Source organism: Pseudomonas sp. GL_135, assembly GCF_057834665.1.
The window spans coordinates 4,500,729-4,515,507 of sequence record NZ_CM174408.1; the positions used below are offsets into that span (position 1 = coordinate 4,500,729).

14 protein-coding genes are annotated in these 14,779 nt (G+C 58.0%); 7 read left to right on the plus strand and 7 right to left on the minus strand.

Annotated features, from left to right (window positions below; all coding sequences use genetic code 11):
- The first annotated feature begins 150 nt into the window (after positions 1-150).
- Genes AC3ISG_RS19995 through AC3ISG_RS20005 form a run of 3 tightly spaced genes read left to right on the plus strand, consistent with a single transcriptional unit; the run spans position 151 to position 4,084 of the window.
- Positions 151-1,599 (plus strand): OmpA family protein, encoded by a 1,449-nt coding sequence (locus AC3ISG_RS19995; RefSeq protein ID WP_122535012.1) that lies wholly within the window; start codon positions 151-153, stop codon positions 1,597-1,599.
- 24 nt (positions 1,600-1,623) lie between these two features.
- Positions 1,624-3,246: a hypothetical protein gene (locus tag AC3ISG_RS20000; RefSeq protein ID WP_489297781.1), complete on the plus strand. Its 1,623-nt coding sequence runs from the start codon at positions 1,624-1,626 to the stop codon at positions 3,244-3,246.
- A gap of 1 nt (position 3,247) precedes the next feature.
- Positions 3,248-4,084 carry a hypothetical protein gene (locus tag AC3ISG_RS20005; RefSeq protein ID WP_272632423.1) on the plus strand — a complete coding sequence of 279 codons (837 nt, stop codon included), beginning with the start codon at positions 3,248-3,250 and terminating at the stop codon, positions 4,082-4,084.
- Positions 4,085-4,263: 179 nt separating this feature from the next.
- Here AC3ISG_RS20005 and AC3ISG_RS20010 read toward each other — a convergent pair whose 3' ends face one another.
- Positions 4,264-5,007 (minus strand): SDR family oxidoreductase, encoded by a 744-nt coding sequence (locus AC3ISG_RS20010; protein WP_489297782.1) that lies wholly within the window; start codon positions 5,005-5,007, stop codon positions 4,264-4,266.
- Positions 5,008-5,143: 136 nt separating this feature from the next.
- On the opposite strand from AC3ISG_RS20010, the gene AC3ISG_RS20015 reads away from it, so the two are divergent.
- From AC3ISG_RS20015 to AC3ISG_RS20030, 4 genes are all read left to right on the plus strand, one after another.
- On the plus strand, positions 5,144-6,031 hold the full coding sequence (locus tag AC3ISG_RS20015; RefSeq protein WP_489297783.1) for a LysR family transcriptional regulator: 888 nt from the start codon (positions 5,144-5,146) through the stop codon (positions 6,029-6,031).
- Positions 6,032-6,174: 143 nt separating this feature from the next.
- Complete coding sequence (locus AC3ISG_RS20020; protein WP_489297784.1) at positions 6,175-6,798, plus strand: DedA family protein; 624 nt, start codon at positions 6,175-6,177, stop codon at positions 6,796-6,798.
- A 58-nt stretch (positions 6,799-6,856) separates the two neighbouring features.
- The gene (locus AC3ISG_RS20025) at positions 6,857-7,648 is read left to right on the plus strand and encodes a transporter substrate-binding domain-containing protein (protein WP_489299560.1); all 792 of its coding nucleotides are present in this window, start codon (positions 6,857-6,859) and stop codon (positions 7,646-7,648) included.
- Positions 7,649-7,700: 52 nt separating this feature from the next.
- The gene (locus AC3ISG_RS20030) at positions 7,701-8,687 is read left to right on the plus strand and encodes an ATPase (protein WP_489297785.1); all 987 of its coding nucleotides are present in this window, start codon (positions 7,701-7,703) and stop codon (positions 8,685-8,687) included.
- A 79-nt stretch (positions 8,688-8,766) separates the two neighbouring features.
- Here AC3ISG_RS20030 and cyoE read toward each other — a convergent pair whose 3' ends face one another.
- The 6 genes from cyoE to AC3ISG_RS20060 form a co-directional block, all read right to left on the minus strand.
- Positions 8,767-9,657 (minus strand): heme o synthase, encoded by an 891-nt coding sequence (cyoE, locus tag AC3ISG_RS20035; RefSeq protein WP_074886382.1) that lies wholly within the window; start codon positions 9,655-9,657, stop codon positions 8,767-8,769.
- Between the two features lie 10 nt (positions 9,658-9,667).
- Positions 9,668-10,015, minus strand: coding sequence for a cytochrome o ubiquinol oxidase subunit IV (gene cyoD, locus AC3ISG_RS20040; RefSeq protein WP_122623308.1), 348 nt, complete (start codon positions 10,013-10,015; stop codon positions 9,668-9,670).
- Entirely contained in the window at positions 10,016-10,648 is a 633-nt protein-coding gene (locus AC3ISG_RS20045) for a cytochrome o ubiquinol oxidase subunit III (protein ID WP_074886388.1), read from the minus strand.
- Positions 10,649-10,651: 3 nt separating this feature from the next.
- Entirely contained in the window at positions 10,652-12,670 is a 2,019-nt protein-coding gene (cyoB, locus tag AC3ISG_RS20050) for a cytochrome o ubiquinol oxidase subunit I (RefSeq protein ID WP_122535003.1), read from the minus strand.
- A 3-nt stretch (positions 12,671-12,673) separates the two neighbouring features.
- Complete coding sequence (gene cyoA, locus AC3ISG_RS20055) at positions 12,674-13,609, minus strand: ubiquinol oxidase subunit II (RefSeq protein WP_122535002.1); 936 nt, start codon at positions 13,607-13,609, stop codon at positions 12,674-12,676.
- A gap of 469 nt (positions 13,610-14,078) precedes the next feature.
- Entirely contained in the window at positions 14,079-14,588 is a 510-nt protein-coding gene (locus AC3ISG_RS20060; protein WP_122535001.1) for a disulfide bond formation protein B, read from the minus strand.
- Positions 14,589-14,779 lie beyond the last annotated feature (191 nt).

Sequence of the window (14,779 nt, forward strand, 5' to 3'; positions counted from 1 at the left end):
TTTGACATTGAATCCCCTGCCCCGCTGTGGTGAAATCCCCCACCTGAAAAATCGGATCCATTGAAGGCTTTTCATCACGGACGAAGACAGGCGATTGGGCCGGGTCATTTGTGTCCGTGCGTTTTCGCAGTCTCACAAGGAGCGTACGCATTGAAGTCTTTTCATCCCGGCAAGCTGACAGTGCTGGCACTGGCAGTGACGCTGAGCAGTTGCGCCACGTTCGATCAGGCAGGCCGTGACTACGGCACGGCGATAGGGTGCGCAGGCGGGGCATTGCTCGGCGCGGGCTTGATCTACGCGGCTACGGGCAATGCGGGTAAAGCCGTGGCAGGCGGCGTGGTTGGCGGTGCAGCGGGTTGCGCGGTGGGCCATGTCTGGCAGAACCGTCAGCAGGAGCTGCAGCGGATCGCGCAGGAAGAACACCTGAAGATGCAGATCGACACGCTGCAAGCGCAGGCCCCCGCGCAGAATGGCAAGCCCGCAGTGATGGCCGATGCAGGCATCGTCGCTCAGGTCGAAGACCAGGGCATGTTCCCCACAGGTAGCGACCAACTGACGGCCGATGGCCTGCGTCAGGTGCGCAAGCTCGCCAATGCGTTCAAGCCGGCACAAGGTCAGTCCAGCGCCCAGCCGCAAGCGGTTCTGGTGGTCGGGCATACCGACGCGACCGGCTCGGCAGATTTCAACCAGCAACTCTCCGAACGTCGTGCGCGCAGCGTAGGTAAAGTCCTGGCCGAGGCCGGTATTTCAGCTCAGAGTCTGTACTTCCAGGGTGTAGGCGCTGCTCGCCCCCTCGCCGATAACACCACTACCGAAGGGCGCGCCCAGAATCGGCGGGTCGAAATCGTCCAGCTGGAGTCCACGGCGCTGCTGGAACAACGCGTCAAACAGGAGCGCAGCAACCCGCGCTACCTGGCCCATGGCACACGCAACCAATCCACGTCCAAAGCTAAAGTCGCTGCGTCTGCACCTCAAGCTGAGGCGCCGACAAAATCTGTCGAGCAACCGGTTGCCGCATCGCCCTCGAACTTCGTCGATTTCGGCGGAAGCCCCGCCAGCGGTGATGTCAATCAGTTGGCCCGCCTGGTCAAACCGATGGAATCCACAGGCTTCACGCTGATCAGCAAAGCCAATGCAAGCGTGCCGGTCGCGAGCTGTGAAGCGGACCGCCCGCGGGTTGCCGGCGCGGTGAAGAACCTTGCGAGCGGGCAAGAACTGGCCGAGCACGAGACCACCGATTACTTGCCCGGTTACAACGGCAGAGTCTGGGCCAACAACGTCAACGGCAACCTGGTGACCATCACGCCAATCGCCGTGCTGCGCAACAACGCAGAGATTGCCAAGCAGCCCCGTATCCAATTGGTTAAAGGCTACGACCAGAACAAGAAAGGCAAGGCGACCACACTCGCCGCTGTTGCCAACACCTTCGAAGGACAGGACACCGTGCTCTATCGCGTATTCATCGATGACGCCCAGGCGCCGGTGAACTGCATGGACATAGTTCTGGATAAGAATGGTGGCAAGGCAGTAGACGGCAAGTTGTTCTATGACAAAACCGGCGAGAGCTACGTCGCAAAATTCGTCCCTATCCGCACCTGAAGTACGTAACGCTCGAGGAACAACATGGAACAGTTTTCAATGGACGCCCTGACTGCTTTTCTTGTACTGCACCGGGTGGCAGTGGGTTTGATCCTGAGCACGATGGTGCTCTTGGTTGCCATCAAGATCTGGTGGTCGAAGGTCAGTTACTTCTATATGAACGTAGCGTATGCGCTGCCGCTCGTAGGTCGAATCAGTCGCTGGAGCGGCAAGCCCCCCATCACTAATGCCGATGGCTGGATGGACAGTGAAACGCGCCTTTGCGCCGACTATTACTCTTATTACCATGAGCTGAACAAAAGCCCGGACTTCTATGACAAGTGCCGTGATTACCTGAACAAGGTTCACGAGACCGGTCGACGGGAGAAAGGCTTCTTCATGTGGATGCTGATCATCGGGCTGATCTTCTTTGAGGCCGTTGGTTTTGCCTATGTCCTCGCGCCGTTTATGGTGCAGAACATATCCGCCAATGTCGCTGGCATGCTGGCGTGGTTCACGGCCTTTCTGCTCTCTGTCGCTGCTGTATTTTTCACCGAGATGGCAGGCCGCGAGATGCATCACAGCAGCCTGATTACCAAAATTCGCACCTGGTATGAACAGTCGCGCACGCCGCGAGATCTGGAGGCGGACACCAAAGTTGATATCGACAATACCTACCGCGACGACGACGAACCCAACTATCTGAAAGTGCTTAACCGCACTGACCACAACGCGCGCGTCACGCCTAAATACACCTGGACAACGGTCTGCCTGATTTATGTGCTGGCGATTGCGATTGGTGCCTTTGTCATCCGTAACTACAGCCTCAAATCCATGGAAGTTGATTTGGTCAGCAACCCGGATGCCTTCAGCCAGACTCAGTCGGGCAACAACAAACTGCCGGACTCACCATTCGAGTTGCCGGCCGAAAGCGCGCAGGAAAATCAGAGTGCCGATCAGACCTCGGCTCACGACAAAATGGAAGCCATCCGCGCTGCGTCGCTGACGACTTACATTATTCTTTCGGTGATTTTCCTGGGCATTCAGGGCGTGGGCATCGTGCTATCCAATCGGTTCTCCTTCGCGGGGAAACAGTCGGGACAAGCGTGGCAATACACGCGTGGGTTCAATAATGCCGAAGAGTTTGCGGCTCACTATCAGAATCTTCGCGAACGGGTCGCCCGGGATGCGCAGGCCAAACTGACGGCATTACAAAGTCGGCTTGCCAATCGCATTACCACCTCAGGCCATGAGCGAGAGCATTTGCTCAAAGGGTTTGGCCATCGCAACTTCGATACTTATGTGACCAAGCGCCATGAGGGTTTCCGCAAGAGCGACGACAGCCGTCTGGAGCAAGACCGTCTGCGCCGCGAGCAGCTGAGCACAGACCAGGCGTACGAGCGTGCGAGGGCAAAGCCTGCGGTTACTCAACCAGCGACGGCCGAGTTGGCGATGGCAACGCCCACTGCGATTCCAGAAGCGACCCCAGTTGCACTGAAGCCTGCAGTCGCACTCGACCCGGACAACTTTGACGATCTGAATGACTTCGACGACGACGAACTGGCATTCCTCGCCGGTAAGTACCAGGTCACTGTCGAGCAGTTGAAGAAAGTCCAGAAACTGCAACGGATGGCCGCAAAAGCCACCCAAACCCGTCAGGAGCAGTGAGATGAACGGGCGCGCCTTGCTGGCAAGCACTTTCCTGTTACTGGGCACGCCGTTACTGCACGCGGCTGAGCGCAATGACCTTCCCAGTTGCTATGAGTTTGCAAAACTGTCCGAATACCGGCCCGCTTCCTCAGGACGCGAGTTGACTATCATCGTCGACCAGACGGTTCAGTTGCCAAAGGACCTGAAGGACTCGACTTACAGTCACGCGCTGCGGTACGTCAAACCGGGTGACAGCGTTCGGCTGTATCAGTTTTCGGCCTACTTGCCCGGCAATTACATGAAGCTGATGTATACCGGGCAACTTGAAGACAAGCTGGACGAGAAGAAACGCGACGATATCGGCATGAACAGTTTGCGTCAGCTGGACAGCTGCCTGACCAAACAAGTCGATTTCTTCCGCAAAACGCTTGGCCAGAAACTGGTGGAAAGTTTTGCGAAGCCGGGCGAGGACATCGCCAAGAGCGAGATCTTTTTCAGTCTCAAGCAGATAGGCGAAGACATCGCGCCACGGCCTGCGCGGGAGAAGGTGGTGTTGTTGGTTTCGGACATGCTGGAGAACAGCGACTTCGGAAGCTTCTACGCCAGCAACCAGATCCGCGCCATTGACCCGGCTGCCGAGTTGAAGAAGGTCGAGCAGAAGAAACTGTTTGCCGACCTGGGCGGTGCCAAGGTGTATGTATTGGGTGCAGGTCTGGTGCCCGGGACTGCCAAGAATGGCTATCGGTCGGGCAATACGGTGCAGAAGCTGGAGAGTTTCTGGAGCGGATATTTGAGCCAGTCCAACGCGCAACTGGTGAGTTTCGGGGCGCCGTCGCTGACGGTTGATTTGCAGTAAGGCGCTGGCTCTCCCACTTATCAAGACTGGATTCAGCGGAGAACAAAGCTGCATGTCGCAATCTGATAGCGATCATACCGGCCTCTTCCCGGCTGAAGCCGGTCCTACTATGCGTACACTCAGTGGGACTGGCTTTAGCCGGGAAGGCGCCGGGTGTCACGCCGCAATATTTGCCCCCATCAAAAGTCCTGCGAAGTCGGCCGCAGCACGATCTCGTTGATGTCCACATCCCCCGGCTGTTCAATCGCATAGGCAATGGCGCGGGCGACGGATTCGGCCGGGATCGCTTGTTTGTAGAACTCCTTGATCACATCCGCGCTCGGCTGATGGCCGCTGCCCAATTTCAACTCTGAATCCACGGCACCGGGTTCGATGGTGGTGGTGCGGATCTTGCCGCCGACTTCGTGGCGCAGGCCGTCGGAGATCGCGCGGACGGCGTACTTGGTGCCGCTGTAGACGGAGCCGCCCGGGCTGAAGACTTTGATGCCGGCCACCGACGAGATGTTGATGAAGTGCCCGGAGCCCTGCGCTTCGAACTTCGGCAGTGCGGCGGCGATGCCGTAGAGGACGCCTTTGACGTTGATGTCGATCATGCGGTCCCATTCGTCGACGCGCAATTCCGCGATAGGCGCAATGGCCATGAGCCCGGCGTTATTGATCATGACGTCGATGCGGCCGAAGTTGCGAATGGCGTTCTCAACGAGTGCTGACAGGTCGTCTCGGCGAGTGACGTCAACGGTGTAGGCCGATGCTTCACCGCCGTTAGCCTTGATGTCGCGGACGATGACGTCCATGCGCTCCTGACGGCGGGCGCCGAGGACGACCTTGGCGCCCAGTTTTGCCAGATGCCGCGCGGTGGCTTCGCCGAGTCCGCTGCTTGCGCCGGTGATGACGACGACTTTGCCTTGAATGCCATTGCTCATTGCAGTTCTCCTGACGCATGGGAAGTTGATGGGAGCCAGTTTGCGCTGGATATTCCTGCCACAAAATGGAAGAGTTCGGTTTTTAGAATTCCACTTTCTGGAATACGAGCGGCCTTACATGCTTAACCGAATGGAAATGCTGCGTATCTTTCTGGTGGCCGTTGACGCGCCTACGTTTCGGGAAGCCGCGACTCGCCTTGGCACCTCGCCACAAAAGGTTACGCGTGCCATCAAAGAGCTTGAGCGAACCTTCGCCGAGCCGTTGTTTCATCGCAGCACACGACAGGCCCATGTCACGGCGTACGGCACAGAGGTTGCGCGACAGGCGCGTGAGACCCTCGACCAATTCGATCGCTTGTTCGCCGCCCACACGAAAAACCCTGCGGCGGAAGTGGTGGGCCGCGTGGGCATCACAGCGCCGCACTCAATCGGGAAGCTCTATCTGGCCGGTTTTCTCCAGCCATTGATGCAGCAACATCCCGGCCTGCGGATCGAGTTGAGCCTGGACGACCAGCTCACCGATGCCGTCGCCTCGAGGATCGACATCGGCATTCGCATTGGCACGGTCCGGGACCGGCGCTACATCGCGCGGGCGGTGGCGCATGTGCCGTTGAAGATCGTGGCAGCGCCGGCATTGATTGCGGCAGTCGGGATGCCGGCCACACTCGAAGACTTGAAAACACTGCCGCTGTCTACGTTGATTGACCGTAACAACGGACGACCCTGGCCGTGGTTTCTGTCCGAAGGCCAAAGCTACTTGCCGCCCTCCCCCGCCTTTAGTTGTGATGACCCGGAGACTGAGCTGGAATTCGTGCTGGCAGGCGTCACATTTGCGCAGATGCCCCATTACCTGGCCGAGGCGCATCTTCGCGACGGGGGTCTGGTCGAGGTGTTGCCTAACGTCGCGCCGCCGCCCATGGACCTGTCCGTGTACCGGACGCAGTCAGGCCCGGTGCCGAGCAGGGTACGACTTGTCTACGATCACCTGATCCACTGCCTGAGCGATCCACAGACCTTTCCCTGACGGAGCGGCGCGAGAGGATTCGACTTAAAGCGACCGAACCGATGTCGATCCGCTTCGGTCGAACGCCGTGCAGTGCGTCCCCCAAGGCGCACAATGCTGGACTTTTCAGCAGGCATCCATTCACCGAAAACCATCGGCCTTCCATGTTCGAACACATCGACTTCAACTATCTGCTCTCAAACTACGGGTACTGGGCCGTGTTCATCGGCTGCCTGCTGGAAGGGGAAACCATCCTGATCCTCGGCGGGCTGGCGGCGCACCAGCACGTACTGCAATGGCAGCAGGTGCTGCTCTACGCCACGTTGGGCGGGATGCTGGGCGATCAGATTCTGTTCTGGACCGGGCGCCATTTCGGGCCACGCCTGATGCCGCGCTTGCACCGCCAGCAAGCAACCATCGATCGCGTGTCCGACCTGATCAAGCGCTACCCCACGGCGTCCATTTTCTCGGTGCGCTTTCTCTACGGCATGCGTTTGATCGGGCCTCTGGTCATCGGCGCAAGTCGCTTGTCGCCTATCCGTTTTGCGGTGATCAACCTGATCGGCGCGGCAGTCTGGGCGAGCCTGTTTCTGGCCGCCGGCTATTGGGCGGGCGGTTTCCTGGAGAACATGCTCGGCAACCTGAAGCCTTATAAAATGCCGATCTTCATCGGCGTGGTTGTGGTGGGCGCAGCTGTCGCGCTGTATCGGCATCGTCGCGCGAAAACGCGCCCCGCCCGCCAGGCAGCCAAGCGGGCGAAAGACGTCCCGCCCTCCTCTGCGGGATAACACTTCCCATCTGTGGCGACCGCCTCTATAACGGCAGACAGGCATTTGACGCAGAGGGATCGACTCGATGAACACACGCATCACCGCCGGTTTGCTGTTGAGCATGGTCAGCAGCATCCAGGCTCAGGCCGCTGAGACCCCGTCGCACCTGGACACCGTCATGCAGAAGGGCCAGCTGGCCGTTTGCACGACCGGCGATTACAAGCCGTACACCTTTCTCAAGCCAGACGGCCAGTACGAAGGCATCGACATCGAGCTGGCTCAGTCGCTGGCCCAGAGCCTCGGCGTGAAGATCGAGTGGGTCCCGACCACCTGGAAAACCCTGATGAGCGACTTCACGGCCGGCAAATGCGACATGGCCGTCGGCGGTATCTCGGTCACCCTGGAGCGGCAGAAGAAGGCGGCGTTCAGCAGCACGCTGGACATCGACGGCAAGGTCCCGCTGGTGCGCTGCGAAGACGAGTCGAAGTACCAGACCCTTGAGCAGATCAATCAGCCCGGCGTTCGACTGATCGAGCCTCAAGGTGGCACCAATGAAGCCTTCGCCCATGCCTACCTGCCCAAGGCCAGTCTGGCCTTCCACGACAACAAAACCATTTTCCAGCAGTTGCTCGACAAGCAAGCCGAAGTGATGATCACCGACGCGTCCGAAGCGCTGTACCAGCAGAAACGCATCCCCGGCTTGTGCACGGTCAATCCGTCGAATTACATGCAGTACGGCGAAAAGGCCTACCTGCTGCCGCGAGATGACGTGGCCTGGAAGGCGTACGTTGATCAATGGCTGCATCTCACCAAAGCCACCGGCGCCTACAAGAAAGTCGTTGGTGAATGGCTGGCGATGCCTAAATAGTGACGACGCGCAGCACGCCCGCAAGACTTCGGCACAGGACCCCGCCGTATCCATGAAAACCAACAGAACCATTACTCGCGCGTTTTGCGTTGAGCTGCAGCAAGAGCTTTCCATCGTGGCGGCGCGACGCGAGTATTTTTCTCAAGAGCCACCTCGGGCGCGCTTCAGTTTCCTGTGCTCGTCCGAATCGTGCCGCGCCTCGGGCGTCAAGATCACCGGGGTTCGCTATGACGTTAAGCCCCAGGAGCATCCGACTTTCGTCGCCGCGCATTACCGGGCCAACCCCAACTACGAACATCACGCCGATTGCGAGTGGGTGGATGAAGCCGTCAAGACGCCGGTTGCGCAGGAAAACGAAACCGAAGCTGAAAGCGAGTTGCGCAAGGTCAAGCGCAAGCTGGACGACTACATCGACGTCTTCGATCCCACCCCGAAGGAACGCGTAAAATCCACGTCGCCCACAGACAAGCCTTACAACGAGCCGACCGATAAGCCCGAAGACGCCACGCTCACAGCTGACGCGTTGAAGGCCAGACAGGATAAGCAGAATCGCACCAGCAATCTGGAGCGTCTGGTCGACAGCTTTCGTCAGGCCCAGGCCTCATTGACCAAGGAAGAACTGGCTCTGCTCACTTTGCGCATTCCGGGTCAGGGTGAGGTGTCGTTGCGCGCCTATTTTCGCCATATCAAATTCGCTCAGCTCAATGACGAGCGTCGGGTGCTGTATGGCGGCGGTCTGGTCGAGCGTTACGGGACGGGCTTCAAATTCAAGTTCTTCGATCGCCTGCAAGGCAAGTTGGTGACCTTGTACGTGTCGCCCGCGCAGATGCAGGCCTACCGCTCCAGCCGCTACCTCAGCGAGCTGCTGAGCCACGCGAATGAGGTGCGCTTCTTCACCGCATTTGCCTTGGGCAAACTGGTCGCCAGCCCTTCAGGGAAAAGCGTCAGCGTGGAGATCGAAGACTTGCGCCATCTGGCCATTGTGCTCGGGCCGGCAAAGGACCCCGAGGAGGCGTCTGCCAAAGGGTCAACCCGCTAAGCCAAAGACTTTATTCAGTTCGAAAAAAAACCCGGTTTCTCTCGCGAGCAACCGGGTTTTTTGCGTTTCATTCAGTCGACTAAGGCGCTGCGTATGTCACCAACAGTTCCTTAGTTACCTGAAAATCCAGCGACATCGCCACGCTCAAGGCTGTGATCGTGAAGATGGAGAACACGAACAGCTTGCGTGCCCAAACAGTGTCGTCTTTGGCTTTGTAGCCGGTCCAGGCCATGTACAACCAGTACATGCCCATTGCCGCTGCAACGGCCAGATAATTGAGCCCGGCGTAACCGCCGAAGGTCAGCATCAAGGTCGCCAGCAGGAAAGCCAGGATGTAGATCAGGATGTGCCGCTTAGCGACCCGGATACCACGCTTGACCGGCAGGACCGGAATCGAGGCAGCCCGATAGTCGTTGAAGCGGAAAATCGCGATGGCGTACGAGTGAGGCATTTGCCACAGGCTGAACATCACCAGCAAGGTCAGCGCCGCGAGATCGAACGTGTTGCTGACCGCGACGTAACCAATGACCGGAGGCATCGCGCCCGACAGGCTGCCGACCAACGTGCCATGAACCGACCTGCGCTTCAGGTACAGGCTGTAGAAGCCGACGTAGATCACAAAGCCGATCACGGCAAACAGCGCCGCCAGTGCGTTGGCCTTGGTGTACAGCAGGCCAACGCCGACAACGCCCAGTACGGTAGCGTAGATCAGTGCCAGTTTCACTGACACCAACCCCTGCACCAGCACCCGATTCTTGGTGCGTTCCATCTTCACATCGATATCGCGATCGATGCAGTTGTTGAACACGCAGCCAGAAGCTACCACCAGCGAAGTCCCGATCACGGCTGCCAGGAACAGGCCGATGTCGACATGTCCCTTGGACGCCAGAAAAAAGCCACCTGCCACCGAAAGCACGTTACCGAAAATGATCCCCGGTTTGGTGATTTGGATAAAGTGCTTCAGTGACATCAGGTTTTCCTCACTTCGCCATCATGGCGGTGTGGATGCTGAACATGATCCAGGTGCTCAAACCAACCAGCAGCACGATCACAAGGCCAGCGAAGGCGAACGCGATGACGTTGTTGCGCTGTGCCGCCGAGCGGTCAAGGTGCAGGAAGTACACCAAGTGAACCAACACCTGCACGACTGCGAAGATCAGAACAACCCACAGCGTGGCCACTTTCGAGATCGTCGGGAACATCACCAGACCGAAAGGGATCGCGGTCAGGATGATCGACAGTACGAAACCGACCATGTACGACTTGAAGCTGCCGTGGGCGGCAGGTTCATGGCTGGCAGCGTCATTTGAGTGATGTGAATTCGCCATTTAAATGGTCCCCATCAGATAGACAACGGTGAACACGCAAATCCAGACAACGTCCAGGAAGTGCCAGAACAGGCTGAGCATGCTCAGGCGAGTCTGGTTGGTCCCGGTCAGACCGTGCTTGGAGACCTGATACATCATGATCGCCATCCAGATCAGGCCGCTGGTCACGTGAAGACCGTGGGTGCCGACCAGCGTGAAGAACGCCGACAGGAAACCGCTGCGGTTAGGACCGTAACCTTCGGAGATCAGCAGGTGGAACTCGTTGATCTCCATGCCGATGAAGCCCAGGCCGAACAGGAAGGTCACGAACAACCAACCCAGAACGCCCGACTTGTTGCCCTTGTGCATCGCCAGCATGGCGAAGCCGTAGGTGATCGAGCTGAGCAACAGGCAGGCGGTTTCGCCAAGCACGTAAGGCAGTTCGAAGATGTCGTGGCCCGCAGGACCACCCGCTACGTTGTTAACCAGTACCGCGTAAATGGCGAAGATCGACGCAAACAGAATGCAGTCGGTCATCAGGTAGATCCAGAAGCCGTAGATCTTCATCTCGCCGGCGTCATGGTGACCATGGTCGTGCTCGTGGTCATGACCGTGGTCGTGACCCTTCGCGCCATCAAATACTAAGTTCGACATTGTTTATGCCTGCTCCAGCTTGTTGACAGGAGAGTTTGTCTGACCATTGCGAACACGAGCCAGGATCGCGTGTTGCTCGCCTTCGATACGTGCCACTTCGGATGCAGGAACCATGTAGCCCTGGTCGTCACGTGCCGCGTGAATCACGAAGTAAACGATCGTGCCGATCAGGCTGACAGCCGCCAGCCAGAAGATGTGCCAGATCATCGCGAAACCGAACACGGTCAGCAGGCCGCCCATCACCATGCCCGTTGCCGTGTTGTTCGGCATGTGGATGTCGGAGTACTTGGCCGGAACCTTGTACGCCTCGCCATCACGCTTGGCGGCATACCACGGGTCGATTTCGTTGGCTTTCGGCATTTCTGCAAAGTTGTAGAAAGGCGGCGGCGACGAAGTGGACCATTCCAGGGTGTGGCCATTCCATGGGTCACCGGTCAGATCGCGGTTCTGCTCGCGGTCACGGATACTCACGAAGATCTGGATCAGCTGGCAGGCGATACCGACAGCAATGAGCAACGCACCGACGAAGGCGACGTGCAGGTATGGCGTCCAGTCCGGGTTGTCAGTGGTGTTCAGACGACGGGTCATGCCCATGAAGCCCAATGCGTACAGCGGCATGAAGGCGACGTAGAAACCCGAGATCCAGAACCAGAACGCTGCCTTGCCCCACTTCTCGTTCAGCTTGAAGCCGAACGCTTTAGGGAACCAGAACGCGAAGCCGGCGATGTAACCGAACACAGCACCACCGATGATCACGTTATGGAAGTGGGCGATCACGAACAGGCTGTTGTGCAGAACGAAGTCAGCACCCGGGATAGCCAGCAGTACGCCAGTCATACCACCGATGGAGAAGGTGACCATGAAGCCCAGGGTCCACAAGACTGGCGCGGTGAAACGCAGACGCCCCTGGTAGATCGTGAACAGCCAGTTGAACAGTTTCACACCCGTCGGGATGGAAATCAGCATCGTCGCCAGACCGAAGAAGGCGTTGACGCTTGCACCCGAACCCATGGTGAAGAAGTGGTGCAGCCAGACCATGAAGCCGAGGATCGAGATCGCACCGGAGGCGTAGATCATCGAGTGGTGGCCGAACAGACGCTTGCCGGTGAAGGTCGAGATGACTTCGGAGAAGACCCCGAACGCCGGCAGAATCAGGATGTAAACCTCAGGGTGACCCCACGCCCAGAACAGGTTCACGTACATCATCGGGTTACCACCCAATTCGTTCGTGAAGATGTGGAAGTCCAGGTAACGGTCGAGGGTCAGGAACGCCAGGGTGCCGGTCAGGATCGGGAACGAAGCCACGATCAGGACGTTGGCCCAGGTGCAGGTCCAGGTGAAGATCGGCATGTCCATCAGTTTCATGCCAGGGGTACGCATCTTCAGCACGGTGACCAGGAAGTTGACCCCGGTTAACGTTGTCCCCAGTCCTGACAGCTGCAGTGCCCAGATGTAGTAATCCACACCAACGCCCGGGCTATAGCCCAGTTCCGACAGCGGTGGATAAGCAACCCAACCGGTACGTGCGAACTCGCCGACGCCCAGAGACACGTTGACCAGAATCACGCCGGAGATCAGCAGATAGAGGCTCAAGGAGTTCAGGAACGGGAAGGCAACGTCGCGAGCGCCAATCTGCAGAGGCACGACGATGTTCATCAGGCCGGTGAAGAACGGCATCGCCATGAAGATGATCATGATCACACCGTGAGCGGTGAAGATCTGGTCATAGTGCTCAGGCGGCAGGTAGCCGGGTGAGCCTTCAGTGGCCATGGCCAATTGCGAACGCATCAGCACGGCGTCGGCAAAGCCGCGCAGCAGCATGACCATTGCAATGATGATGTACATGACACCGATTTTCTTGTGGTCGACAGACGTCAGCCACTCGGTGTAGAGGTAAGTCCACTTCTTGAAGTACGTGATCAGACCCAGCAACGCCGCACCACCGATCGCGATCATGGCGACCGTGATCATGACTATCGGCTCGTGGAACGGAATCGCGTCCAGACTTAATTTACCAAACATCGTTTACTCCTCTGCCTGCGCAGCTGAATGCTTACCCATGTCCATCCCTTCCGTACCTGCTACTTCTTTCTTCTCGTGGACAATCTTGCCCGGCTTCATACCTTCATACTTGTCGATGATGATCTGGAACAGGTTCGGAGTGACCGAGGAGTAGAGTTCAACGGGGTTACGTTCGCTAGGCTTGGCCAGCGCGGCGTATTCGGCCGTTGCCAGTGTTTTAGGTGAATTCTTGACGTCGGCAACCCAGGCGTCGAAATCAGCCTGTGAGGTGGCAGTCGCCTTGAATTTCATGCCGGTGAAACCTGCGCCACTGTAGTTGGCGGAGATCCCATCGAACTCGCCGTTTTCATTGGCGATCAGGTGCAGCTTGGTCTGCATGCCGGCCATCGCGTAGATCTGGCCGCCCAGCGCAGGGATGAAGAACGAGTTCATGACCGAATCGGACGTGATGCGGAAATTGATCGGCGTATTGGCCGGGAACACGATCTTGTTGACGGTGGCGATGCCCTGTTCCGGATAGATGAACAGCCATTTCCAGTCCAGTGCGACCACTTCAATGGTCACCGGCTTGACGTCGGACTCGAGCGGACGGTAAGGGTCCAGCGCGTGGGTCGACTTGTAGGTCACATAGCCGAGCACAATGATGATGGCCAATGGAACCAGCCAGACCACCAGCTCAATCCGGGTCGAATGCGCCCAGTCAGGCGTGTACGTCGCGCTCTTGTTGGTAGCGCGATACTTCCAGGCGAAGATGATGGTCATGAAAATGACCGGCACCACCACCAGCAGCATCAGCAAGGTAGCAGTGATGATCAGGTCACGCTCTTGAACGCCCACATGGCCTTTGGGATCCAGCAGGGTGTAATCGCACCCGCTGAGCAGGAGCATGCTGAAAAGGGCCAAGAAGCCAAAAAACCTGGGGTACCTTTTTTTACTCATCTCACGACCTCTAAAAGCAGCTTTCGCATCGCAGTTGGGTTTCGACCGCCAACACTTCACCCTGCCAGGTGCTGGCAAATGCTTGGATTGAAAAGGGGCCTGTCAGGAAGCATGGGGCCTCACAACAAATCCGGGTTGAGCTTTGGTTTCTTATTCGAATGGTGGCACCCGCTAATGCGGACCCTATCCCTTGGCGCAGACATTCAGAACGTGACTCGGGAGGCCATTCGAACCGCGTCTACTAGAGCGAAAAGACGCTCCATAACCTCGATTTACACCGTCCCGCAAATGAGGGGGGGCGTGAATTGGGGGCGATTGTAGATACGTAAAGTTTTATTGACTATAAGTTTCTGCGCAACAGTTAATTTCATGATCGGTAAAAATGCGGTGTTATGTCGCACCCTGAAACTGGGCAAAGCCCCGGTTCTATTGAAGGATTTCCGGGACTTTGTTACGCAACACTTTGTAATCAGCGTGCTTTCATCCGGTTACGAATGATTCCCACCGGGACCAGCACAACAGTCAGTACGAACGCCACTAACGCCCATTGCGCCAGCGACAATCCGAGAACTGGCGGATATGGCGTCTCGCAGAAACCGCCTACCTGGAAGCCTAGCGGAAATAGCGACGCCAGGGGCAAACCGTCGACAATCGGCTGCAGCACATCGATGCCGCAGCTCTCGGTCGGGTGGGTCTGGATGTACACATGGCGCCCGGCCGTAACCAGCCCGCCCACTGCGCTCAACACCACCAGCGCTTCGCAGATGGTCAGGCTCAGACGGCCCGGCATTGCTGCGCCAATGAACGCGAACACCGCGATGAACAACAGCGCGTACCGCTGCAGGATGCACAGCGGGCAAGGCGCCTCGCCCAGCACCACCTGCATGTACAAGGCGCCGCCGATCAACGCGAGGCAGATGATGCCCAGCAACACCAGAAACTGCTTTTCACGCCGCAGGTACAACATCTCTTCAGTCATTCACATGCCCTTTGAATTGGAGTCATCCGGATCGACGGATGTGGAGTGTTGCGGCCCGGACGCCCCGCAAAGGCGGCGATTCTATCACCGTCGAGACAGCCCGTTCACGCAGTGCCATTCGCGACCGGACCTAACCGCCTTCCGGTCCACCGTCGTATCCCGCGCAATGGTGAACACGCCTGCATTAGCCG

Bases quoted from the DNA above. Each gene is read 5' to 3' on its own strand.
- AC3ISG_RS20000 (WP_489297781.1), top strand. From the start codon at position 1,624: ATGGAACAGTTTTCAATGGACGCCCTGACTGCTTTTCTTGTACTGCAC.
- AC3ISG_RS20005 (WP_272632423.1), top strand. From the start codon at position 3,248: ATGAACGGGCGCGCCTTGCTGGCAAGCACTTTCCTGTTACTGGGCACG.
- AC3ISG_RS20010 (WP_489297782.1), bottom strand. From the start codon at position 5,007: ATGAGCAATGGCATTCAAGGCAAAGTCGTCGTCATCACCGGCGCAAGC.
- AC3ISG_RS20015 (WP_489297783.1), top strand. From the start codon at position 5,144: ATGCTGCGTATCTTTCTGGTGGCCGTTGACGCGCCTACGTTTCGGGAA.
- AC3ISG_RS20020 (WP_489297784.1), top strand. From the start codon at position 6,175: ATGTTCGAACACATCGACTTCAACTATCTGCTCTCAAACTACGGGTAC.
- AC3ISG_RS20030 (WP_489297785.1), top strand. From the start codon at position 7,701: ATGAAAACCAACAGAACCATTACTCGCGCGTTTTGCGTTGAGCTGCAG.
- cyoE (WP_074886382.1), bottom strand. From the start codon at position 9,657: ATGTCACTGAAGCACTTTATCCAAATCACCAAACCGGGGATCATTTTC.
- cyoD (WP_122623308.1), bottom strand. From the start codon at position 10,015: ATGGCGAATTCACATCACTCAAATGACGCTGCCAGCCATGAACCTGCC.
- AC3ISG_RS20045 (WP_074886388.1), bottom strand. From the start codon at position 10,648: ATGTCGAACTTAGTATTTGATGGCGCGAAGGGTCACGACCACGGTCAT.
- cyoB (WP_122535003.1), bottom strand. From the start codon at position 12,670: ATGTTTGGTAAATTAAGTCTGGACGCGATTCCGTTCCACGAGCCGATA.
- cyoA (WP_122535002.1), bottom strand. From the start codon at position 13,609: ATGAGTAAAAAAAGGTACCCCAGGTTTTTTGGCTTCTTGGCCCTTTTC.
- AC3ISG_RS20060 (WP_122535001.1), bottom strand. From the start codon at position 14,588: ATGACTGAAGAGATGTTGTACCTGCGGCGTGAAAAGCAGTTTCTGGTG.